Consider the following 23,756-nt stretch of genomic DNA (forward strand, 5'->3'; position numbering starts at 1 on the left):
GGGATATCATGCAGGTATAGTTTATCTTGTCCTTATAAAAGGGGTATGAATAAGAATAGTAAAAAGCAACTTATTAAGAAGCCCTGGCCTACTAAAGCGGCCATGGAGCAGATTTATGACAAGGGATTATGGGGAACGACTTCTGGTGCTGCTTATTATTCAGGAGAAGGTTCACATCATCCAGATATAGTAGTACCTTATATCAATGCAGTTACCTTATTTTTAAACTCGTTTGAAGATCCCATCTCCTTATGCGATCTGGGTTGTGGGGATTTTAATATAGGTAAAGAATTAGTACCCTATACAAAGAGCTATACAGCTATAGATATAGCATCTAATGTGATCACGCAGAACAAAAAAAAGTTCCAAAAAGAAAATTTAAAATTCCTTTGCTTAGATATTGCTGTGGACCCCTTACCTGCAGCAGACTGTGCGTTACTAAGGCAGGTATTACAACACCTGTCTAATTCCGAAATTCAAAGTATCCTCGATCAATTAAGAGTTTATAAATATGTGATACTAACAGAGCACCTGCCTGAAGCTGATTTTGTGCCTAATAAGGATATCATCTCAGGTCAAGGCATCAGACTTAAAAAGCAAAGTGGATTAAACGTCTTAGTAGCACCATTTCATTTTAGTGTAAAAGAAGCGAAGCAATTACTTTTTACTAGATTAGATAAAGGGAAAGGGGTTCTAGTAACCACCTTATATAAAGTTTATTGAAGTGGCATGCCATTTATTCTCTTGCATCCTTTTTGCTCACCTAGCCGCTTGTTTTTATAGAACTCTTTATTTGCGACGTAGATGACCTTTTCTATTTCGCAATACACCTGAGTACCGCTTTTGTTGGTCAACTCTACTAATTTTACGATTTCAATTTCTTTATCTCGTTCTACTAGTTGTTTGATTTCAGTCACTTCTTTTTCTGAGTATAGAAACTCTGCGTATAGGTGTTCTTTTGCGGGTTTCTTAAATTTGATACGAGCCGCCTTATCCCATACTACATATTGATTTCCTATTATATTGATCAATTGAAACATAGGTATGGGGTCTACAGCTGCATACATGCTTCCGCCAAAAATGGAGTTCATATAGTTTTTATTTCTCCAGCTGATAGGTAACTTCATCTTTACCTGCAATAGGTCGGTTGATACAAAGGTTATTTTTGCTGTACTTCGCCTGTACATAGGCGACCAGTTCAATCCAAATTTAAATAAGGTGGATTCAGATAACAACCTAGTGCCCCATTCGTATAATTTGTGATACATCAATTTATAGTTTTTAGATAGTAGGTCAGGCAGTGTTTACAAGAGAGAGTTCATATTTTTTTATTTTCAATCCTGCTCCTTGTTGAAGAATGGGGTTAAAACACTTTTTATTTGTTCTAAATCTCCGTCAATGCCTTCGGGAATGTCAAGTCCTAATAGCTTGCACATTAATGGGTAGATATGAATGTTTTTTACTGCGGGTATCTCGTAATTGTTTTTAAAAGCAGGACCTTTTGCATAAAAGATGCCATGCATATCTTTGTATGTGGTATCAAAACCATGTACACCTATAGTGGTGATGTTTTTCTCAATTTTTTCAGCTATACTTTTTTTAGTAGAAAAATAATAACCCAGATCAGGCACTAATTGGATGGGTCCCCAGTCTTTATTGGTAGGTGTTTTTTCAAAACCAGGAGTGTCTTCGGTTTTATAAACTTTAAAATGTTGTTCTTTTCGTTTTAAATCCTCAAACAAATCATTGGTATCTCTAGTTTCTTTAGGATGAATATTTACTATGGAACCGTTATTAATGGTTGAAAACAAGCTGTCGTTTTGAATGTCATCTATGGGTATAAGGTTCTCGATCGATTGATCTGCCATACCGTGATCTGAAACAATGAGAATGTTTACAGGAAGTCCTGTTGCTGCTACACCTTTAAATAAATCCCCTAAGTTTTTATCTAAAGCCAGCAGTTTGTTTTTTATTTGCTCCTCATTGGACGGACCAACACTATGACCTACATCATCCATATCACTAAAGTACATTGTAATTAAATGAGGTCTTTTTTTAGCGGGCATCTTTAGCCATTGTACGGCTTGAGCAATACGATCTTTATTTTTTACACTACCATCATATTTATAGTAATAGGTAGGAGTGATTCCTTGAATGTTTGCTTCGGTGCCCACAAAGAAGTAACTGGCTGTAACCATAGCTGCCTTATTTGCCTCTATCCATATAGGAGAGCCTCCATAAAAATTTCCATCTTCGGCCATTTTTCTATTTCGAATGTTATAGGTAACCTGTTTATCATAATTGTAGAAAATATTGCCGATGATACCATGGTTATCTGGGTACATGCCCGTAGCAATCGTATAGTGATTAGGAAAAGTCTTGGAAGGATACGATGGTATTAATGCTTCTGCTTCAACTCCTTTAGAAATAAACTCAATAAAGTTGGGAGGTCTGTATTTATTCACATAATCCCAACGAAATCCATCTAGGGAAATCAATATTACATAGGGTTTATTAAGGGCCGATTCAGAATTTGAAGCAGTTGCTTTTTGTTCAGTAGGTGCTAACCTGCTGCTGCAGGAAACTAGGATGAACATTCCCAGCATAGCGATTAATGTAATGTTCCTATATTGCTTTGTCATATTAGTATGGGCTTATAAGTTTGGGCTTTAACTTCTAGTGATGATCAGGTAAGAAGCATTTTTGGTTCTCTAGGAGCATCTGGTCAAAACCTTTTGTTTTATTAAGTAAATTCATCAAAATTTTACGATTCGATAAAAGTACACCAAGCAATTGGTTTAGTCCTAAAATTTTCCAGTTGTGTTTAGACTGATGTGTTCCCTTTCTTAGTGGACTTGTTATTATTGGTAATCAACTACAAACGAAAATAAACGTAAACAAACGGTTAATAGTCGATTCCAAATCTGAAGACTGTTCATCTTTGTACCGTCATCAAAAAACAGATGGCAGTAATTATTTTTTAACCCATATAAACCAATTTATCATGAGCAATCTAAACAACAGAGTACAGTTAATTGGACGCCTAGGACAGGATCCAGAAATCGTTAATTTAAACGATGACAACATACTAGTAAAGTTCTCACTCGCCACCTCAGACCGTTATACCAACAAGCTAGGCGAGAAAGTAACCGATACACAATGGCATCGTCTCCTAGCCTATAATGGAACAGCAAATATCATTTCTGAGTATGTGAAGAAAGGGAGTAAAATATGTGTTCAAGGAAAATTAGTTCATCGACAGTGGGAAGACAAAGACGGCCAAAAGCAGTATACCACAGAAGTAGTATGTGATCAAGTACTAATGCTAGATGCGAAGGTTGGAACAACAAAATTGCGTTAACACCTTCTCCCTACCTGACAGGGTGAACTCCAAATGAGAACTATAGAAAGCTTAGCAGTGTCCAGCTCGACTTGGAATTGCTAAGCTTTCTTTTTGGTTCCACCTGCATGGATTTGTCATAACGGAATTTGCACAGAAATACCTGTTTCCATATCTGGGGCATTATTGACGTTAAGGTCTTCTTTGACATAAATGGTATAAGATATCTTAGGTCGTGCATGTGTGTATAACAAAGACCAGCTGCTTAAATTTTCAATAAGCGTGGTGTAGCCATAATGCCAGCCTTGATTGATAGCAGCATAATCTCCTTTCAGGTGAAAATAGTCAGCTTCTTCTTTTTTAAAGTAGGAGGTCTGATTTTGATAATTCACGCCTATGATATTTTGATTGCCTTTGCAGGTTTGATGGGTCCATTGTGCCATGACCTCTCCAGATCCTAAAAACCTATTGTTTCCCAGATCGAGATTATCACGTCCATCAATAACATTTTTATACAATACACTATAGCCCAAACCGAACCAAAGATCGCTTTTAGTAGTTAAGGGGTATTTTTTTACCGCATTGATTCCTATGCCTAAGTCCAGCGAGTTATTATAGGAACTGGTGTTCCAGCCTATATGTGACTGCAAGTTAACAAACAGATTGCGCTCGTTCCATTTTTGCAGTTCTGGGTAATACGAGTGTGCCAGTTCCAAACCTCCTAGAATGATATCGCCAGCTTGCATATGTAACCTTTTACCATTGCGGTCTGTGTAGTTCACAGCCACTTCATTCACCCCATAAAACTTCCTACCAAAAGGATCTTCACCACCAGCAATATTGCTGTGAAACCATTCAATCGATGCATCATTGGTAAAAGGAGCATCAAAGAAATTACCTTGTACCGTTTGAAAAGCTCGCAAGCCTATTCTTATCTCATTGCGATCGTTTAAAGGCAACGTTAGTGCGGGACGATAGACTTTGTATACCGCATCGATTTCAATATTCATTACTTGCGCAGGTGTTATTTCTTGATCTACAAAATCAAAGACTCTAAAATACCAGATTTGGTCAGCAAATTGGGCTCTTAGGCTTGGATCGTCAGGAAGAAATGCCTGTACAGGCGCATGAAAATTATTTCCTGATTGTGTTTCCAGATGCAATTGAGGGGTAGTACTCGCGTGTATTTTAAAGTTTTGCGTCATGCGAGAAGAAAATAATCCAAAATGATGGGTAGAGGCTAGATGTGGTTTGAGCAGTCCATTGACCTCTACTTTCAAGGAATCTTTTTGTGCAAGGCAGGAAGCGCAATACAATAGAAATCCCCATATACCAAGCCGTACATGCTTTTTTGATAAGAAGAAAGAACTGCTGCTCATGTGGTAAAAATATTGTTTTCCTAAGTGAGAAATAGCACTTCTGTTAAATTTGTTCGAGAGCTATGATTTTGATACCGCTTTCGCGAAAGCGGAACACTTATATATCTTTTAAAAAGCCGTACTTTTGCGCGCTTAAAAATTAAGCACTATGCGCAAGATCTTCAATAATTTCAGTAAAAATCCGAAGGACGATATTCTTGCGGGAATTACTGTTTCTCTGGCAATGATTCCAGAGGTGGTTGCCTTTGCATTTGTGGCAGGAATAGATCCTTTAGTAGCGCTTTCTGGTGCCTTTATTATTGGTTTGATTACAGCGCTTTTCGGTGGTAGGCCTGGGTTGATTTCTGGAGCTGCTGGAGCAGTGGCCGTTATTTTTGTGGATTTGATTATCAAAGGACATGAGAGAGGAATGTTGATGGAAACACCAGTGGAGAATATGGGTTTTTATTACCTCTTCGGTGCTGTAATTCTTATGGGGCTAATCCAGATTTTAGCAGGTGTTTTAAAAATAGGGAAATTTGTACGACTGATTCCGCATCCTGTGATGATGGGATTTGTAAATGGTCTAGCCATTGTCATTTTTATCGCACAGGTAAAAATGTTTGCACACAAAAAACTAGTAGTAGGAGCAGATGGTATAGACACATACACCTCTACTTATATGCAAGGAACAGAGTTGTGGATCATGATAGGACTGGTGGCTCTAACCATGTCAATTATATGGTTATTGCCTAAATTAACTAAGAAAATCCCAGCGGCACTTACAGCCATATTAGTCACAACCGCAGTAGTTATTTTTAGTGGTATGGATGTAAGTACGGTAGGTTCTTATATTATAGAAGGTGGAGGAACTGGTTTGAAAGGGGAGTTGCCAACGCCTAATATGGAGCTTTGGGAGAATTTACCTATTGGTTATGATACCTTTTTGTTCATCTTACCCTATGCCTTTCTTGCTGCTGCAGTAGGACTTATTGAATCATTAATGACTATGAATCTAGTCGATGAATTGACAGAAACTCGAGGCAGTGGTAACCGAGAATGTGTCGCTCAAGGAGCAGGAAACATCCTTAGCGGATTGTTCGGTGGAACAGGTGGTTGTGGTATGATAGGTCAGACCGTAATTAATATCAACGCTGGTGGTCGTGGACGTTTATCTGGTGTCATGACTTCAGTGACCTTATTAACTTTTCTGTTGTTTACCGATAAACTTATCGAGCAAGTCCCTATAGCTGCTTTGATAGGGGTGATGTTTATGATGGTTATCGAGACTTTTGCTTGGTCCAGTTTTAGAATTTTGGGTAAAATACCTAAATCAGATGCAGTTGTTCTAGTGATCGTTTCTGTAGTGACGGTTATTTTTGATCTTGCTATAGCTGTATTTGTAGGAGTTATTATATCGGCATTAGTATTTGCTTGGGAAAGTGCTAAACGCATTAGAGCTCGCAAAAGCATGAAAGAAGATGGAACTAAAGTATACGAAATTTGGGGGCCTTTATTCTTTGGTTCGGTAACGGATTTTAATAAGAAATTTGATCCTAAAAACGATCCAGATAAAATAGAAATAGACTTTATTGAATCAAGGGTACAAGATCATTCTGGTATTGAGGCTTTAAGAGGTGTAGCAAATAAATATTTGGATTTAGGAAAAGAAATCAAACTCACCCATTTAAGCCCAGAGTGTAAAAGATTGCTGATGCGTCACAATCCAGAGTTTGATACGATTATAGAAAGCAGCATCGAAGACCCGCGTTATCATATTGCTACAGATCTATTAGACGCAGAAGTATAGTATTTTACTTGTCTTAAATAAAGGTAGCTTTTTTAGAACCTTATCTGTGGTGGTAGGAAATATACAATTGTTCCATTAGAGCACCATAGGTACTTCTATTTCCTGTTTTTCTTTTTAGTACGTTTTAGAGCACTATTTTACAGGAGGCTATCGTTATCATATGGTGAACGATCGGATTCACGAAAGGATCCCTATATATGCGGTTAAGTATTTTATTAAGTTTATTTTTTTACTCCTTTCTCGCGGCTCAAAGTCCGCAGGTGCATAGTGGTGCGGTAAAGACAGCTACGGGGTATTCCTATTACGTTACTAATGGGGAGCCGGTTGCTATTTCTGTAAAGCTGGATCTAGAACTGACCAACCTTAAATCCAGTCTTAGAACGGATCAAATTTTTGTTATTCCAGCTCGTGTTGTGAATTATAAAATCCTCGATTTTACTATAGTTAAGAAGGGCAGGTACGCCTATCAGGTGACGGCTTCTTATTTATGGGGTGATCAACGAAAACAGCAGCATGACGAGCTATTCAACTATCATTTACCTTATGCAAAAAATGCTTCTTGGCGTGTTTCTCAAGGGTATAACGGCAGCAGTACTCATAAAAATACGTATGCTGTAGATTTTACGATGCCTATAGGCACCGCAGTTCATGCCTCTCGCAGTGGTATGGTTATTCAAGTCAAGGAGAATGAAGCCATAGGTTGTAACGCTCCCAAATGTTTGGAAAGGGCCAACTTTATTAGAATCCTGCATCAAGACGGTACCATCGCCGAGTATACTCATTTAAAACAACACGGTTCTATAGTGAAGAAAGGCGATTTTGTAAAGCAAGATGATCGTATTGCTTATAGCGGTAATACAGGGTGGACTACTGGCCCGCATCTTCATTTTAGCGTCTACCAGCAGTCTTTTGGAAAGAAAAGTAAAACGCTGCCTGTTCGATTCCAAATAGGTGCTGATGCTTTTTCAAGTTTGTTGGTAGAACATCACAGGTATCGCAAACCTTAAATGCTGGTTTTCAGCGGAGAATTGGTAGAGTGTATCGCTTTCGCGAAAGCCGAACAATTCCCTGTCGTTTACAATACAAAATCCTTATTTTTGAACAAAGATTTATGAAATGGATTTAGACTTCAATAAAAACGAAGATCACAATAAAATGCTGCTTTCTGAATTGCGAAGAAAGTTTGCTCAAGTAGCCCTAGGTGGAGGTAAAAAACGCATTGAAAAGCTCCATGAAAAAGGTAAAATGACGGCTCGTGAACGCATCGATTACTTACTTGATAATGCTGAAGAAGCTATAGAAATAGGAGCCTTTGCTGGAGATGGTATGTATGAAGAACACGGTGGTTGCCCAAGTGGAGGCGTCGTGGTAAAAATCGGATATGTTCAAGGTAGACAAGTTATTGTTGTTGCAAATGATGCGACTGTAAAAGCGGGTGCTTGGTTTCCTATTACAGGAAAGAAAAACCTACGAGCTCAAGAAATTTCAATAGAAAACAGATTGCCAATTATCTATTTGGTAGATAGTGCAGGAGTGTATTTGCCTTTGCAGGACGAGATATTTCCAGATAAGGAACACTTCGGCCGTATTTTTAGAAATAATGCGGTGATGAGTAGCATGGGAATCACTCAAATAGCAGCAGTTATGGGGAGTTGTGTCGCTGGTGGTGCTTACCTCCCTATTATGAGCGATGAAGCATTGATAGTGGATAAGACAGGAAGTATTTTCTTAGCCGGTTCTTATTTAGTAAAAGCAGCCATAGGTGAAACAATTGATAATGAAACTTTAGGTGGCGCAACAACACATTGCGAAATTAGTGGCGTGACTGATTACAAAGCAAAAGACGATAAAGACGCGCTGGATAAGATCAAAAAGATTTTTGATAAAATAGGTGCTAGTGACATAGCAGGTTATAATAGAGTAGCTGCTAAAAAACCAGAATTGGATCCAGAAGGATTATTTGGAGCGCTTCCTAGAGAACGCAATGCACAATACGACATGATGGAACTCATTAACCGCTTGGTAGATGCAGATTCTTTTGAAGCCTATAAAGATGGTTATGGACAGACACTCATTACGGGTTATGCTCGTATGGATGGTTGGGCAGTTGGAATAGTAGCTAACCAAAGAAAAATCGTAAAAACAAAAAAAGGCGAAATGCAATTCGGCGGTGTGATTTATAGCGATAGCGCAGATAAAGCAACCAGATTTATAGCCAATTGTAATCAAAAGAAAATTCCTTTAGTCTTTTTACAAGATGTTACTGGTTTTATGGTAGGTTCTAAATCAGAACACGGAGGCATTATAAAGGATGGAGCTAAAATGGTAAATGCAGTTTCCAACTCTGTCGTTCCTAAGTTTACGGTGATTATAGGGAATAGTTATGGAGCAGGAAATTATGCGATGTGTGGTAAAGCCTATGACCCAAGACTTATAGTAGCATGGCCTACGGCAGAGCTCGCAGTAATGAGTGGTAATAGTGCGGCAAAAGTATTGATGCAAATAGAAAAAGCATCTTTAGAAAAATCAGGTAAAAAATTAACGGAAGAAGAAGAGAAAGCGTTGTTTGCTAAAACCAAAGACCGTTATGACAAACAAGTATCTCCTTATTACGCTGCATCTAGAATCTGGACCGATGCGATTATTGACCCTAGAGATACTAGAAAATGGATTTCAATGGGAATAGAGGCGGCAAATCACGCTCCAATTACCAAGGACTTTAACCTTGGAGTAATACAGACCTAGTATAGTACGCCTTAATTTGGGAACTAATAGCAATCTTATTAAATAGGTAGCATGATATTTTTTAAGAGATTTCTTAAGCTAGCAGCCATATTGGGAATAGCAGGCTACTTACTCCTTTGTGGCTTGCTTTATTTTTGTCAAGAACAACTGCTTTTCGCTCCAGAAAAATTAAAAGAAGGGTATCAGTTTGAATTTCTAAATAGTTTTGAAGAAAGGAATATTAGTACAGGCTCTGGCAATATTATTAATACCTTATTATTTAAGCAAGAGAATTCAAAAGGAGTTATCTTTTATTTACATGGAAATGCTGGTAGCTTGAGATCTGTGGGTAATGTGTCTCAGCATTTCTTGCCTTTGGGCTACGATGTTTTTATGATCGATTATCCGGGTTATGGAAAAAGCTCTTCAGTTATCAACAATCAAGATGAGCTTTTTGAGGATATTCAAGATGTTTACAACGAGCTAAAAAAGCGGTACTCAGAAGATACTATTGTAGTTTTGGGTTATTCCTTAGGTACTGGTCTAGCGGCAAAGCTCGCTTCTCACAACCGTCCTGATAAATTAGTGTTACATGCTCCTTACTACAGCATGACTTATATGATGCGACTTAATTATTCGTACATACCCTCATTTATTCTAAAATACGACCTGGCTACCAATAGCTATTTAAAGGATTGCAAGATGCCCGTTTACCTTTTTCATGGAGTTGATGATGGCCTAATTCCTATAGAATCTTCAGAACTGTTGAGTAAGGAGCTTGATCTTCCTCTATATAAGTTAACAGATCAAGGACATAATAACTTAGCGGGTAATGCTGAGGCGTTATTGCTATTAAAGGAGGTCCTGAATGATTAGAAGAAGTATCTACTAATAAGGTTATTCATCAGTGAAGTAATTTTGGCTGTAACAGCAATTCCTTTTTAAAGTAAAAGAAGAACGTTTCCAGCCTTCTTATCTATTAAAGCTATGTATTTTCAATGACTACAGATGAGCAATTGGGTTATAAGTATAGGATAAAACGAGAGAAATATAAGCTTGAATTGATTTAAAACTAAGATGCTTCTTTATAAAGAGGATTGACAAGTCTTTTCTTTACTGTCGCTAGTCACGCCCTTCTCGTTTGTCTTTAAGACGTTGCTTAAAGCTTTTTCGTTTTCGGTTTTGGATGCTATTTTGTTTGCTTTTGTTCCAAAATAAAAATAAGATAAAGGCCAGTACAACTGTTCCTATATAAATCCAGTCTTTATGTTCGCTTAAGATTTCCATGGTTGATTTCTTACATCGCTTTCTATTATACCATCACGCAGTCGAATCACTCGATGCGCATGCTCTGCAATTTCTTCTTCGTGAGTCACTAAAATAACGGTATTACCATCTTTGTGGATTTTATCAAAAAGAGCCATGATTTCTATACCAGTTTTGGAATCTAGATTTCCTGTGGGTTCGTCGGCAAGAATAATAGAGGGGTGGTTGACCAAAGCTCTTCCTACCGCAACGCGCTGTCTCTGCCCTCCAGAAAGTTGGCTGGGTTGGTGATCCATACGGTCTGATAGTCCTACGCTAGTAAGGACTTCTTTTGCTCTTGCCACCCGGTCTTTTTTAGACATTCCAGCATAAACCATAGGCAAGGCGACATTATCCAGTGCTGTCGTTCTCGGTAGGAGGTTGAAGGTTTGAAAGACGAAACCTATTTCTGTATTTCTAATATCGGCCAGTTGATCATCGCTCAAACTAGAAACATCAGTACCATTGAGTTTGTAATTTCCAGAAGTAGGCGTATCCAGACAGCCCAATAAATTCATTAATGTAGATTTACCAGATCCAGAGGGTCCCATAAATGCAATGTAATCTCCTTTTTTAATATCTAAATCGATTCCTTTAAGAACGTGAACGACTTCTTGACCAAGCTTAAAATCGCGAATAATATTGCGTACTTCGATAACATTTTCACTCATGCGACTAAATTATGAATTTTTGATTTATAAGAATTGTAAGCATATGACGCAGCTATGGTTATTTAGTTACAATTTTAGGAATTTAAAAAATGATGCTCTATAAGAGTAGTCTGATGATCCTACATTCGACCAACTCAGTGGAAGCCTGTCATTTTACCAAAGAAAAAGCTAGTTTTGATATTCGCGATGGCCTGTTTTTCTCAAAATAAAACTAGAATAGCTGGCCTAATAATTTACACGTATCTGTTGATTTGGGTTCTAGCAGTGTTGGATTCAATTGAATAAATGTATCCTTTAGAACTTTGATTTCAACGATTTACAACTTCACATAAAATCGCTCTTGCATCTGTTCTTTTCTGAAGAAAATTAATCCAAAATTAAAGCAGTCCACGCTTGCGGTTACTTTTGGGTGATGACAAATTTGGCTCCACGCACGAGTCATGTCTTTAGACCAATAGATGTCATCAAAGATCACGACCGTATCATTGTGTACGTGATTTAAAATACTCTCAAAGTAACCACAGGTAGCGTCACCATTGTGATGTCCGTCGATATAAATCAGATCGTAAATAGTAGTAGGGATCTTTTGGTTTTTAAAGAACTCTTTAAAAGTGGCATTCACAAAGTTCACCTGTTGCTCGGCCTCTTTTTCAAACGCTTTTTTTGCAAATTCATAAACTTCAGGACTTCCTTCTACAGTCGTAATTTGTGCTTGAGGTCTTGAGGTTGCCATGGCATGAGTCGCTATTCCTAAAGAAGTGCCTAATTCTAGAATCCTATTCACTTGAAAATAAGCACACAATCGGTACAGCAATTGCGTATCATTTTGAGTACTACAATTGTACTGGAGAATGTCAGTCACCTTTCTTTCATTAGATGCAAACACCCTACTTCCCGCACCGTGATCTTCTATGTGTAAGCTGCTTTTGTTGTGGTGTAAGCTTTCGCGAAAGCGAGATAATTTTATATAATCCACATAGGAACTGGCATCTCTAAGGCACTTTTTTTCCAATTGAAAAACAAAAGGCGAGTGTATGCCATGCAAGTGAAAGGACTTGATATAATGAGAAAAATAAGCAACTATAAAGTGAAACAATTTTCAGTTTTTTACCGTAACAAAGATGCTTTAAAAATAGGTGTTATTCGGCTTCTATTTTTTTAATTAATTCTTCTATGATAGTGGTAGAACTAGCATTACGTGCAGCTTGTTTTTTTGCCTTTTGAGCCGTTTGTAAGGCCTTTTTATGATCTTTCATTTGATAAAGCACATGTGCTTTAGTCTGAAGATTATACGTGTTTTCTTCCAATTCAATGGAACGGTTGACAAGGGTTAAGGCACACGCAAGGTCTTTTGGAGCCTTAAGGTTTTTATAAATATTCCAGCTCAGTTCATTTAATTCTTGTGCGCTATGCCACAGTTGTTCTAGATTTTTTTTAGTCAGCTTTTCATGGGCACCTGCTACGATTTCATAGTTAGAAGGTGTTCCACGATAGGGAAGAAGGCCTCCTTTTACCTTCATAGCATCGTGTTTTTTAATTAATTCTACCATGTTATCGCGGCGCATGACACTGCTGCTTTGTCCTAATTTACGACCATTTTTTATAAAAAAGTAAGTGGGAATGGAAGACACTTTAAGAATATCGTCTGAGGTATTATCGTCTGTATTCATTTTAAAGATGGTCACGTCTATACGTTCATCTTCTGAAATGGATTTGATAACAGGGGCCATATAGTTACAAGGGCCACACCAAGGCGCGGTAAAATAAAGGACTTTAATCTGGTCATCCTTCACCATAACAGTTTCTTCCATGCTGGCATCGGTAACATATTCCTGAGAGAAGGATGCCGTTATTGATAAAAGTGAAAAAGTAATTATAAATAGAATTCGCATAGGGCTGTTTTTCTCTTTATACTAACTAGTTTTATGCCAGTATTATTGTTGGAGATTTTTTTACTTTCTTGCCTGCTGGCGCGAAAGCGAGACAAATATAAACTTCAAAGCTCACAAAATAGTTTTATAGAGAACAGAGTTATTTACAAAACTGATGCATTTTAACTAAACATAAATGAATAACAGAAAAGAACAGCTTGCCGCTATAGACCGATTGTTGACTATTATGCAAGAATTGCGGGAGCAATGTCCATGGGATAAAAAGCAAACGTTGGAATCCTTACGTCACCTAACCATAGAGGAAACCTATGAGCTGGGCGATGCGATTCTAGATAAGAATATGGAAGAGATTCCTAAGGAATTAGGAGATTTGTTATTACATATTGTTTTTTATGCCAAAATAGGTTCAGAAACCAACGACTTTGACATAGCAAGTATAGCAAATGGTATTTGTGATAAGCTCATCTCTAGGCACCCACATATTTATGCAGATGTAAAAGTGAAGGATGAAGAAGAGGTAAAGGCCAACTGGGAAGCGCTGAAACTGAAGGAAGGAAAAACCAGTGTTTTGGAAGGAGTGCCTAAATCATTGCCAGCTTTAGTGAAAAGCCAACGCATACAAGATAAAGTCGCTGGAATAGGGTTTGATTGGGAAAGGCCAGAACAGGTGAAAGAAAAACTTGAAGAAGAACTGGCCGAGTTGCAGGTAGAGGTAGATGCTGGTGATCGGGATAAAATAGAGGCCGAATTTGGTGATGTGCTGTTTTCCTTAGTGAACTATGGCAAGCATCTAGGAGTGAATCCAGAAGATGCCTTAGAACGCACCAATAAAAAGTTTATCAAACGCTTTCAGTACCTAGAATCCAAAGCTAAAGAATTAGGCAAGGAATTACGGGATATGACTCTCGCTGAGATGGATGTATATTGGGAAGAAGCAAAAAAGGGGTAGGTTATTATGGAAAGCTAGCGTCCTTTAAGTAAGCTAAACTGGTCTAAATACCCTCAGTTAGTTCGTTTTGTTGATATCGGCATGCATGACCATAAGCAATTCGAACCTATTTCAACCTTATGAGAATAAGTTCAATGCTTTTGTTTTTATGTAATTGGCTTTTGCATAATGCTGGAAAAACATTATCATTCATCTGTTAATTAGGATATCATGTTTTTATAAATCAATTATCACTATTTAAGAACGAAGCGCTTGGTAAGAAATTCAAGATTTCTTTATAAAAAAGCATGCTATCCATGTGAGATTACAAATAAAGTACCCTTATTTCTTGAAGTTATCAAGCTACAGCTTGATAAGCAGGTTGTTTTCTAAATTGTTTTCTATTTTCTTTTGCTGAAAACGCTTTTTTTTCCAATACCACTATACCTAGAAATAAAATTGGTATGTCAGAAGCTATTAGCGCTAAAACTGGTAGAAACAAGCATTTGTTGTACAGGCGGCAAAAAGAAGGAAGCAAGTAAAAGACTCTTTTCAACTGGTGTGCCTGTTTTTTACCTACTATCAAAAAAGAGATGATTAAAAAGCTAAAGTTGACGCTATAATTTCTTTTGCACTTTATTTTTATTGATTTAAGATGAATCCTAATAATAAAATCGATGCTTTGAGGCTTAGGTGGTATTAGGGCTTTACAATTTTAATTATTTAAAGGAGGTATAAAAGGCATATATGACTACAGGTATAACACCTAATAGGTAAGATAAAACCATTGAAAATAATAGGGATAATACTTAAAGCTGCTGTTTTTTAAGCTAATCGACAGGTACCATTAGATACCCGTAAAGGTACTAGGGGTGATGACTCTCATTTCTGCTTTGATGTCTTCACTTATCTCTAAAGTTTCAATAAAATCAGCAATGCTTTTTCCGGTGATTTTTTCGTTGGTACGCGTCAGTTCTTTTAAAGCTTCATAGGGATTAGGATAGGCTTCACGGCGTAAAATAGTTTGAATAGCTTCTGCAACTACTGCCCAATTATTCTCTAAGTCTTGAGCGATTTTGGCCTCATTTAATAAAAGCTTGCCAAGTCCTTTTAACGTGGCTTTAAAGGCAATAATAGTATGTGCTATTGGTACTCCTACATTTCGCAATACAGTAGAATCGGTTAAATCGCGTTGTAATCTAGAGATTGGTAATTTAGCGGACAGGTGCTCAAAAAGAGCGTTTGCAATTCCTAAGTTCCCTTCAGAATTTTCAAAATCTATAGGGTTGACTTTATGAGGCATAGCGCTAGAACCTATTTCGCCAGCTTTAATTTTTTGCTTGAAGTAATCCATAGAGATATAGGTCCAGATGTCTCTATCTAAATCTATAAAAATGGTATTGATTCTCTTTAGGTTGTCAAATAGAGAGGCCATATGGTCGTAGTGCTCGATTTGAGTTGTTGGAAAACTGTGCTTAAGACCCAATCTGTTTTCTACAAAGTCTTGACCAAATTTTTGCCAGTTCACTTGTGGGAATGCTACATGATGCGCATTGTAGTTTCCAGTTGCTCCACCAAATTTTGCTGCGTGTTGTACGTGTTCCAGCATATTCATTTGCTCTTCTATACGCACTACAAATACATAGAATTCTTTACCTAAACGGGTAGGAGAAGCTGGCTGTCCATGCGTACGTGCTAACAACGGAATGTCTTTCCAGTTGTTGGAAAGTCGGTAGATTTCATCGCGTACTTCCTCTAATTCTGGCAGGTATACGTTTTCTATAGCATCTTTTATAGAAAGCGGGATGGCCGTATTATTGATATCTTGTGAAGTCAATCCAAAATGTATAAATTCCTTATGAGCCGATAAACCCAAAAGATCAAATTGTTCTTTTAGAAAATATTCTACAGCTTTGACATCGTGGTTGGTCACCTTTTCTATGTCCTTAATAGCCTGTGCCTGTTCATCTGTAAACTTGCGGTATAAATCTCTTAATTGTTCTTGAGTAGGTTCTGGAAGAGGTTGCAGTTGTTTAATTCCGCTTTCGCTTAAAGCGATAAAATACTCCACTTCTACAAGGACGCGGTAACGTATCAAGGCAAACTCAGAAAAGTAATTGGCAAGGGGCTCGACTTTAGAACGGTAGCGTCCATCGATAGGAGAAATAGCTTGTAAAGCAGTAGGCATAGGTTATGTCTTTAAAGCCTGCTAAATTACGTTTTTTAAAAGTGTGAAAGCATATATTTATCCCTCTATTTTTGCCAAGATTCTTCTAGCACTCGACTTGAATCCATTTCGGTATTTTTTTTGAAGTTCTTGCTTTAAATTTTGAGGAGTCATTAGGTATTATTTGCTAATGTCGAAATAGATTTAATAATCAAGCGTGCTTGTTTTCATACAATCATCAGTAGCCTTGCCCTTGTTAGCACAAATCCATTCTCCATCTACCAGTTCTCCTTGAAATTCTGGACCACAGTTGGTGCAGGTTACTGTTGTATCACTCAATTTAAAACCATCTTTGAATGAACTAATTACTTTTCCAGAATAGGTATTTATATTTGAAGTACTGGCAACGAGAACCAGGTAATCTTCATTGGAAGAGTTATCGCGTATGGTTTTTATATAGAGGTCTTTTACCCTTTGTTCGTTGCGTATGTCTTCATGAATTATAGGGTTTATGGTTGTATTCCATTCTTTTTTTAATTGATCCATAGTGATTTCAGAACCTTTAAAATCATAAAAAGAAATAGACTCTAAATTTGAAAAATCTTTTTGATGATTATTGCAACTGATAAGGATGATACTTAGTGCTAATAGTACGATGCTAGTTCTCATGTTTTTTTGATATAAAGTTAAGGAATCTTATTTGGTATAGGTTTTTAACTTGAAATAGAGGGTAACCAACTATAGGATATTCAAATGTATGTGAATAAATCTCAAGATATACACTCGACCGCACTGCAGTCGGTAAGAAGTTCCTTAATTGGTTGTTTCCTCTGTATTATAGGTAGTTGAATTTCCACAATCGGCAACAAATCAACTTAGAACGACCACAGGTAAATATTTTAGAATCAAGGATTTTTATGTAAACAGGAATTCTTTTCTATTCATCAAAGGATGTTGATAGAAGTCACTATTATTTTCATATTTTAGAAGCTCAATAAATCGGCTACCATTGGAACTCCTTTGCCCGCTTTTTCTTTAATCACGTGCAGCCGGCCATGAGAATTTAAAGAAGGCGCAGGATCCACAAAATAAATAGGTGTGGTGCTGGGCGCAAAATCTTTCAGTCCAGCTGCAGGATATACTTGCATGGAGGTTCCTACAATGAGCAGCACATCTGCTTTTGATACGATTTCTATGGCTTCATCCATGGCAGCAACCTCCTCACCAAACCATATAATATGTGGGCGTAGTTGCGATCCATCGGCACTTAAGTCACCTAAATTGATGTCGCCAAGGCAATCTTGAATTTCATAACGATTATTAGAACTACGTGCTTTTCTCAATTCGCCATGCAGGTGTATTACATGAGAAGATCCAGCGCGTTCATGTAGATCATCTACATTTTGTGTGATCACTTGCACTTGGTAATTGCGTTCTAGTCCAGCAATGCAAAAGTGTGCCTCGTTGGGTTGCACTTGATGCAGTTGAGCACGGCGTTTGTTGTAAAAATCCAGCACTAACCTAGGATTAGCTGCAAATCCTTCAGGAGAAGCTACTTCCATAATATCGTGCCCTTCCCAGAGACCTCCAGCATCTCTAAAAGTAGAAATACCACTTTCGGCGCTCACGCCAGCCCCTGAGAGTACGACAAGATTTTTCATAGGAGTTTTCTTAGGTCTAAAAATAGGGGTTTTCCACAAACTTTGAAATACCTCCAGCCTTTTCTTCCCTAGAGTCTTATGATAGACTGCCGCTTATTGAGGTTAAGAACTCCATTTGAGATTGATTTTTCCACTATATAGGGACTTCTCAAGCTGCAAATTTAAAAGAGAGGTTTGTTAACGTTCCGCTTTCGCGAAAGCGTTCATAATACTATCTTTACCCACCTTAAAAAGCACCGATTTTATGAAAGTTTCCTATAACTGGATCAAGCAATTCATCAACGTCCCAGATGCGCTAGAAGAGCATACCGCATTACTGACTTCTTTAGGCCTAGAAGTGGAAGGCGTGGAAAAATTTGAAAGTGTCAAAGGCGGCTTAGAAGGCATCGTTGTAGGTTATGTAGAATCTTGTGTACCACATATCAATGCCGATAAGCTTCAAGTGACGAAAGTCAACATAGGAAGTGACATAGTACAAATTGTCTGTGGAGCTCCTAATGTTGCGGCTGGTCAAAAAGTACCTGTAGCTACAATAGGAACAACACTTTATGACGATAAAGGTGAAGCATGGAAGATTAAAAAAGGTAAAATACGAGGTGAAGAAAGCCACGGAATGATCTGTGCTGAAGACGAACTAGGTTTAGGAACTTCTCATGCAGGAATTATGGTGCTGGATGAAAATCTAGAGGTAGGCACTTTACTTAAAGACGTATTCTCTATAGAAAATGATCAAGTGATTGAAATAGGATTAACACCTAACCGCTCTGATGCAATGTCACATATGGGTGTTGCCCGTGATTTAAGAGCTGGTCTTGCTGTAAAGGCAGACGCTATAGAATTTATTACTCCGTCAGTAAGCGGTTTTCACATCGATAACCGTTCTGGAAGAGTAGATATAGAAGTAGAAAATATAGAGTTGGCACCCCGTTACTGTGGAGTTACCCTAACCGGTATTAAGATAAAAGAATCTCCTGAGTGGATTAAAAACAGATTGAAAGCTATAGGGGTAGTTCCTAAAAATAATGTAGTTGATGTTACCAATTACGTGATGCACGAATTGGGGCAGCCGTTACATGCTTTTGATTTAAGCAAAATAGCAGGTAATAAAATCATTGTAAAAACATTAGCAAAAGATACTCCTTTTACAACCTTGGATGGTGTAAAACACCTGTTGCATGAAGAAGATGTAATGATTTGTGATACAGAGAAACCTTTGTGTATTGCCGGAGTTTATGGTGGTGAGAATAGTGGGGTTACTGATGGAACCACTTCTATATTTTTAGAAAGTGCTTACTTCAACCCGGTAAGCGTGCGTAAAACGGCCAAAAGGCATAACTTTAATACCGATGCTTCTTTCAGATTTGAACGTGGTATTGACCCTAATATTACCGAGTATGCCTTGAAAAGGGCAGCCCTACTGATTCAAGAAACTGCAGGTGGAGAAATCTCTAGTGATATTACTGATGTGTATCCTCAGAAAATAGAAGACCAACAAGTATTTCTTCCTTTTCAAAAAGTAGACTCCTTGATAGGTCAAGAAATTCCTCGTGAGGAAATTAAGAGTATTTTGAGAACGCTGGATATCAACGTAAATAATGTTACCGAATCTGGTTTAGGACTTACCATTCCTGCTTATAGAAATGATGTAACTCGACCGGTAGATGTGATCGAAGAGATTCTAAGGGTTTATGGCTACGATCGCATAGAAGGTGCTTCTAAACTCAATGCGAGCATTGCTACCTCTTCTAGATTAGAGAATAATAGATTGCAAAACATAGTAGCGCAACAACTCGTAGGACAAGGTTTTGTCGAAATAATGGCCAATAGTCTGACATCAGAAAAGAACCATATGTTGACAGACCATATCTTGCCTAAAAACGAAGTGCGCATGTTGAACCCCTTGAGCAGTGATCTTGCGGTGATGCGACAGAGTCTTATTTATGGCGGTCTTGAAGCAGTTGCCCATAATTGTAATAGAAGGCAAGAGAATTTAAGATTGTTTGAATTCGGTAATTCTTATCACCAGTATCAAGAACGTCAGTTTACAGAAAACAAACACCTAAGCATCATTACTACTGGAACCACAGGTCATCAAAATTGGAACAGTGCTTCACAGCCTGCCGATTTCTTTTATTTAAAAGGAGCTGTGATTTCGATTTTAAACCGATTAGGTATTCATACAGTAAATGAAAATCCTACCAAATTAGAATTTCTAAGTGAAGGAATTGCATTAAGTAGTGGTGCGAAAATCGCTGACTTAGGAGTGGTCAAAAAGAAAGTTGCTCAACATTTTGGGGTAGAAGTAACGGTGCACTTTGCCAATATTTATTGGGGAGAGGTTTTAAAATTGGTTTCTAAGGATTATATTCCAGTAGTCCAGATTTCTAAATTCCCTGAAGTAAGTAGAGACTTTGCCCTCTTAGTAGATAATGAGGTAAGCTTTAAGCAACTAAGAGAAATCGCACTTAACTCTGAAAAGAAGCTGCTGAAGTCGGTGCAGTTATTTGATGTGTATGAAGGAAGTAAATTGCCCAAGGGCAAAAAGTCTTACGCCCTGAATTTCACACTTCAAGACACCAGTAAAACGCTCACGGATAAGCAAATTGATAAGGCGATGAATAAGATACAGCAGCAATTAGAACGGCTTTCTGGTGCCGTGTTGAGGTAGTAGTCGTTAAAATCAAAAATTTTTAAAGATAGTCTTGCAGCCAGGCTTTTAAATCTTAAAATTACCTTTTGTTATCCTTGCATTTTGTTGAGGAATTTTTACAAGGGATAAGGGTACGACCAGTAATGATTTCTAGGAATTACATCCAGCTATGATTGATGTAAAAGCTTGGTAGGTGACTTATAAGCTGTTTAATTCTGGTTTTTAATGTCTCTACAACTTATCGCTTTATAATCTCTTTTATCTATTCTAGAACAGCTATCAAAAGGAATAACATCGTTGCCCTATGCAGCTAGGATTATTGCTTATTAAATTAGGTACTGATCTGTTTCGCTTTCGCGAAAGCGGTAAAAAAAATAACATCTTCTTTTTGAAATAATTACAACACCTTTACGACCTATAGGGAGTTGGAGCTTTTATTTTGAAACGGCTCCTTAAAATTTAAATAGTTTAACCAGGCACTAATTATGTTGAAACGCACCAATATTGAAGATAAACTCAAGAAGTCTAAAGCCAAAGCTTTTAAAGAAAACGACATTCTTGATCAGGTAACGGCTATTCTTAAAGAAGAAGATCGCAAGGAAGATGAGATCATGGCGCGTATGAAAAGCCCTCAGAAACCTACTCCTCGCAATCATTTTAATATTGACCTTTTAGAAACAGACCGCATTTATCACGTAGATCAAATACGAGACATCTGTGTTACTTACCGTCTTCGATTTTTGGATACCAAATATTTTAAAAATGAGGTTCCTTATGAGGCTTTGATGAAAATTAAAGACATGGAAAAAGCCCACGATCTGGAAATGCGTGGTTTTAAAATTGTGGCACCATCAAAAATGTTTAAACTAGAAAATGCTGATGACCCACTTCTTTTTGCACCTATAGGAAACGGTTATTTTTATCTGATTCACAAATGGGGAAATGATTTGAATCCGTTTAGAAAAATATGGGCATGGAGTTTCAAAAGTTTTGAAAACTTGATATTATCTACTATCCTAGTGAGTTTGCTGGCGGCCTATTTAATTCCTAACGGTATCTTTTCCAAGAATCCGACAGGAGTTGAGTTTTTATTGATATTCTTTTTTACGTTTAAGTCTATAGCCAGTATGGTGTTGTACTATTCTTTTGCAGCAGGAAAGAATTTTAATACAGCGATCTGGAATTCTAAATATTTCAACGCCTAAGTAATAAATTATACGATATTATTTGAAGCGCTCCTGGTTGAATCTTAGGAGCGCTTTTTTTATATCTTTACCATTATAAAATAGGGTTATGGCAGTAAGAAAAAGAAATCCGATTCTAGGCGGATTAATGGCAGCAGCTTTTATAGGTTTTGGAAGCTACAGGTTATACAGGTATTATGCACTAGCAGAAGAGATGCCTAGCTGGCAATTGGTATTGGGTTATGGGATTATCGCATATGGATTGTACTTGGTGTACGCTTTAATTGTTCAAAAGGATGCCTGAGCCCAATTCAACTAAGCGCAATTATACCCTAGTTCTTTCTATTGCATTTATAGCAATAGGTGCTTGGAAGTTGTACGATAAATTTATTCAAGAAAAAGAGGTGGAAAGTTACCAATGGATTCTTGCAGCGGGACTTGTTGTTTTAGGAGTGTATCAATTGATAGGCCTGAGAAAGAAATAGGCATGCTCCTAATGTTTTAAAGTATGCGCGACCCCAAAGTGCTCGTGGTGTAGTAGTGTCTCTTAAATCGATTTCAGGAGTTATTAATAAAAGTTCTTAAGCTGTATCTACGTTCTTTATTTAGATGTTTATACTAGAGCTGAGTTATAAGCCTTGCTTGATGGCAGCCATTTTAATTGCTGCGACTGCTGCTTCACTACCTTTATTGCCATGAACACCGCCACTTCGAGCGACCGACTGCGCATGAGTATCATCTGTCAAAACACAAAAGATGACAGGAACTTTAGATTTATTGAGGTTCAATTCTTTGATGCCACTGGTAACTCCTTGGCATACAAAATCAAAGTGAGCTGTTTCGCCACGAATGACATTACCTATAGCAATAATAGCATCTAAGCCTTTTCTTAATTTGCTGTTTTTTACTGGATAAGAAGCATACTGCATGTTTTTGCATCCGTAGATCAATTCAAAAGAACCAGGAACATTCATGCGGAAGATGCAATCTGCATCTATCCCACAATCCAATAAGGTCTCATGAGCTCCTTTAAAAAGATTTTCAGTGATGTCGTTGTTCCATTCAGAAACAACGATACCTATACGCATTGGTGTCGTGTCCGGAAGACTTTCCTTGTCGTAATTGGATAGATTTTTACCTGCAGTAGCCATCAGTTATTAGTTAGAAGCTGCTTGAGCTTGTCCCAAAAGAACTTGTGCTGTTTTTGCTTCAACGGCATCCGGATAGGTTTCCTCAATTTGCTCTAAGGCAGTAATTGCTGTGCTGTAATCTCCAGTTTTCAAAGCTGCCTGAGCTGCTTTAAGAAGGTATTTAGGAGTAGAAAACTCGTTCTGGTTGGTATTGGCTGCGTTCATGTAATAGGATACTGCATCGCCAGTTTGTCCTGCTTGCATGAGGGCATCACCTATTCCTGCTTGCGCGATAGATTTTAGAACAGAGTCACCACCTTCATAAGCTTTTAAATAATCAATGGCGTTTTGAAGTTGATCACCACCTATATTAAGATAAGCCATTCCCGCTTGATAAGTTGCAAGATTTCCGGCATCAGTTCCTTGATATTCTTCTGCGATTTGAAGAAGGCCATATTTTCCATTTGCTCCTTTTAGTGCTATGTTATAAAGAGAGTCTTTTTCTTTCCCAGTAGAATTAAGAGCGAGATCATAATATTTATTAGCTTCACTAGATTCACCAAAAGCTTCTATTTGCTTGGGTTTCATCACAAACTGATTGTACGCCCAAGCACCTATAGCACCTATTGCTAATAGAGCGACAACTATAATAATCACCTTTTGGTTTTTCTCTATCCACTCTTCGGTCTTGCTCGCACCTTCATCTAGGGTACTAAATACTTCAGCCGTAGTCGAATCAGAATCATTAAAAAGTTCCTCCTGATCTTCATTTTCTGGTTTCGATTTGGGTTTGTATCCTCTTTTGTTATAAGTAGCCATAATAGTCTTTAATTGAGCGCGTAAAAATATAATTTTTATCGGTATATAAAAATGTGTGAAAGCTTTATTCTCTACCTTTTGTTAGGTTAAATTTGCGGGAGTGTGTTTAGGGTAGTG

Annotated in this window: 24 protein-coding genes; 11 read left to right on the plus strand and 13 right to left on the minus strand. The window is 37.7% G+C overall.

Features of this window, described 5'->3' with window-relative positions:
• The first annotated feature begins 45 nt into the window (after positions 1-45).
• Positions 46-723 (plus strand): class I SAM-dependent methyltransferase, encoded by a 678-nt coding sequence (locus tag KG732_RS08750; protein ID WP_213522627.1) that lies wholly within the window; start codon positions 46-48, stop codon positions 721-723.
• Here the strand turns inward: KG732_RS08750 and KG732_RS08755 are convergent.
• The gene (locus tag KG732_RS08755; RefSeq protein WP_213522629.1) at positions 717-1,268 is read right to left on the minus strand and encodes a DUF4442 domain-containing protein; all 552 of its coding nucleotides are present in this window, start codon (positions 1,266-1,268) and stop codon (positions 717-719) included. The genes KG732_RS08750 and KG732_RS08755 overlap by 7 nt on opposite strands.
• 66 nt (positions 1,269-1,334) lie before the next feature.
• A complete protein-coding gene (locus tag KG732_RS08760; protein ID WP_213522632.1) occupies positions 1,335-2,642 on the minus strand; it encodes an ectonucleotide pyrophosphatase/phosphodiesterase in 1,308 nt (435 codons plus the stop codon).
• 362 nt (positions 2,643-3,004) lie between these two features.
• On the opposite strand from KG732_RS08760, the gene KG732_RS08765 reads away from it, so the two are divergent.
• Positions 3,005-3,361, plus strand: a complete 357-nt coding sequence (locus KG732_RS08765; RefSeq protein WP_213522634.1) for a single-stranded DNA-binding protein — start codon at positions 3,005-3,007, stop codon at positions 3,359-3,361.
• A gap of 116 nt (positions 3,362-3,477) precedes the next feature.
• On the opposite strand, the gene KG732_RS08770 is transcribed toward KG732_RS08765, so the two are convergent.
• Entirely contained in the window at positions 3,478-4,620 is a 1,143-nt protein-coding gene (locus KG732_RS08770; RefSeq protein ID WP_213522636.1) for a hypothetical protein, read from the minus strand.
• A gap of 247 nt (positions 4,621-4,867) precedes the next feature.
• On the opposite strand from KG732_RS08770, the gene KG732_RS08775 reads away from it, so the two are divergent.
• The 4 genes from KG732_RS08775 (at position 4,868) to KG732_RS08790 (ending at position 10,108) form a co-directional block, all read left to right on the plus strand.
• Entirely contained in the window at positions 4,868-6,508 is a 1,641-nt protein-coding gene (locus KG732_RS08775; protein ID WP_213522637.1) for a SulP family inorganic anion transporter, read from the plus strand.
• Between the two features lie 197 nt (positions 6,509-6,705).
• The gene (locus KG732_RS08780; RefSeq protein WP_213522639.1) at positions 6,706-7,515 is read left to right on the plus strand and encodes a M23 family metallopeptidase; all 810 of its coding nucleotides are present in this window, start codon (positions 6,706-6,708) and stop codon (positions 7,513-7,515) included.
• Between the two features lie 109 nt (positions 7,516-7,624).
• Positions 7,625-9,253 (plus strand): acyl-CoA carboxylase subunit beta, encoded by a 1,629-nt coding sequence (locus KG732_RS08785; RefSeq protein ID WP_213522641.1) that lies wholly within the window; start codon positions 7,625-7,627, stop codon positions 9,251-9,253.
• 51 nt (positions 9,254-9,304) lie between these two features.
• Positions 9,305-10,108 (plus strand): alpha/beta hydrolase, encoded by an 804-nt coding sequence (locus KG732_RS08790; RefSeq protein ID WP_300980405.1) that lies wholly within the window; start codon positions 9,305-9,307, stop codon positions 10,106-10,108.
• 246 nt (positions 10,109-10,354) lie between these two features.
• Here KG732_RS08790 and KG732_RS08795 read toward each other — a convergent pair whose 3' ends face one another.
• The 4 genes from KG732_RS08795 to KG732_RS08810 form a co-directional block, all read right to left on the minus strand.
• Positions 10,355-10,519, minus strand: a complete 165-nt coding sequence (locus KG732_RS08795) for a hypothetical protein (RefSeq protein ID WP_213522643.1) — start codon at positions 10,517-10,519, stop codon at positions 10,355-10,357.
• Positions 10,507-11,208 (minus strand): ABC transporter ATP-binding protein, encoded by a 702-nt coding sequence (locus tag KG732_RS08800; RefSeq protein WP_213522645.1) that lies wholly within the window; start codon positions 11,206-11,208, stop codon positions 10,507-10,509. Before KG732_RS08800 ends, KG732_RS08795 begins: the two co-directional genes overlap by 13 nt.
• Positions 11,209-11,524: 316 nt before the next feature.
• Positions 11,525-12,304, minus strand: coding sequence for an O-methyltransferase (locus KG732_RS08805; protein ID WP_213522647.1), 780 nt, complete (start codon positions 12,302-12,304; stop codon positions 11,525-11,527).
• 43 nt (positions 12,305-12,347) lie between these two features.
• Positions 12,348-13,100 carry a thioredoxin domain-containing protein gene (locus KG732_RS08810; RefSeq protein WP_213522649.1) on the minus strand — a complete coding sequence of 251 codons (753 nt, stop codon included), beginning with the start codon at positions 13,098-13,100 and terminating at the stop codon, positions 12,348-12,350.
• Between the two features lie 175 nt (positions 13,101-13,275).
• On the opposite strand from KG732_RS08810, the gene mazG reads away from it, so the two are divergent.
• Complete coding sequence (mazG, locus tag KG732_RS08815; protein WP_213522651.1) at positions 13,276-14,049, plus strand: nucleoside triphosphate pyrophosphohydrolase; 774 nt, start codon at positions 13,276-13,278, stop codon at positions 14,047-14,049.
• A gap of 337 nt (positions 14,050-14,386) precedes the next feature.
• On the opposite strand, the gene KG732_RS08820 is transcribed toward mazG, so the two are convergent.
• The 4 genes from KG732_RS08820 to KG732_RS08835 all read right to left on the minus strand — a co-directional run bounded on the left by KG732_RS08820 (position 14,387) and on the right by KG732_RS08835 (position 17,856).
• On the minus strand, positions 14,387-14,614 hold the full coding sequence (locus KG732_RS08820) for a hypothetical protein (RefSeq protein ID WP_213522653.1): 228 nt from the start codon (positions 14,612-14,614) through the stop codon (positions 14,387-14,389).
• 261 nt (positions 14,615-14,875) lie between these two features.
• Positions 14,876-16,216, minus strand: a complete 1,341-nt coding sequence (purB, locus tag KG732_RS08825; RefSeq protein ID WP_213522655.1) for an adenylosuccinate lyase — start codon at positions 16,214-16,216, stop codon at positions 14,876-14,878.
• A 183-nt stretch (positions 16,217-16,399) separates the two neighbouring features.
• Positions 16,400-16,864 (minus strand): hypothetical protein, encoded by a 465-nt coding sequence (locus KG732_RS08830; RefSeq protein ID WP_213522656.1) that lies wholly within the window; start codon positions 16,862-16,864, stop codon positions 16,400-16,402.
• 314 nt (positions 16,865-17,178) lie between these two features.
• The gene (locus tag KG732_RS08835; RefSeq protein ID WP_213522658.1) at positions 17,179-17,856 is read right to left on the minus strand and encodes an NAD-dependent deacylase; all 678 of its coding nucleotides are present in this window, start codon (positions 17,854-17,856) and stop codon (positions 17,179-17,181) included.
• 244 nt (positions 17,857-18,100) lie between these two features.
• On the opposite strand from KG732_RS08835, the gene pheT reads away from it, so the two are divergent.
• The 4 genes from pheT to KG732_RS08855 all read left to right on the plus strand — a co-directional run bounded on the left by pheT (position 18,101) and on the right by KG732_RS08855 (position 22,175).
• Complete coding sequence (pheT, locus tag KG732_RS08840; RefSeq protein WP_213522660.1) at positions 18,101-20,524, plus strand: phenylalanine--tRNA ligase subunit beta; 2,424 nt, start codon at positions 18,101-18,103, stop codon at positions 20,522-20,524.
• A 467-nt stretch (positions 20,525-20,991) separates the two neighbouring features.
• Positions 20,992-21,711 (plus strand): hypothetical protein, encoded by a 720-nt coding sequence (locus KG732_RS08845; protein ID WP_213522662.1) that lies wholly within the window; start codon positions 20,992-20,994, stop codon positions 21,709-21,711.
• 88 nt (positions 21,712-21,799) lie between these two features.
• A complete protein-coding gene (locus KG732_RS08850; protein ID WP_213522664.1) occupies positions 21,800-21,994 on the plus strand; it encodes a hypothetical protein in 195 nt (64 codons plus the stop codon).
• A complete protein-coding gene (locus KG732_RS08855) occupies positions 21,987-22,175 on the plus strand; it encodes a hypothetical protein (RefSeq protein ID WP_213522665.1) in 189 nt (62 codons plus the stop codon). The genes KG732_RS08850 and KG732_RS08855 overlap by 8 nt, the downstream gene beginning before the upstream one ends.
• 144 nt (positions 22,176-22,319) lie before the next feature.
• On the opposite strand, the gene ribH is transcribed toward KG732_RS08855, so the two are convergent.
• A complete protein-coding gene (gene ribH, locus KG732_RS08860; RefSeq protein ID WP_213522667.1) occupies positions 22,320-22,841 on the minus strand; it encodes a 6,7-dimethyl-8-ribityllumazine synthase in 522 nt (173 codons plus the stop codon).
• Positions 22,842-22,847: 6 nt separating this feature from the next.
• Positions 22,848-23,639, minus strand: a complete 792-nt coding sequence (locus KG732_RS08865; protein ID WP_213522669.1) for a tol-pal system YbgF family protein — start codon at positions 23,637-23,639, stop codon at positions 22,848-22,850.
• Between the last annotated feature and the right edge of the window lie 117 nt (positions 23,640-23,756).

The sequence above is a fragment of the Nonlabens sp. genome, from assembly GCF_018401815.1.
Lineage (GTDB): Bacteria > Bacteroidota > Bacteroidia > Flavobacteriales > Flavobacteriaceae > Nonlabens.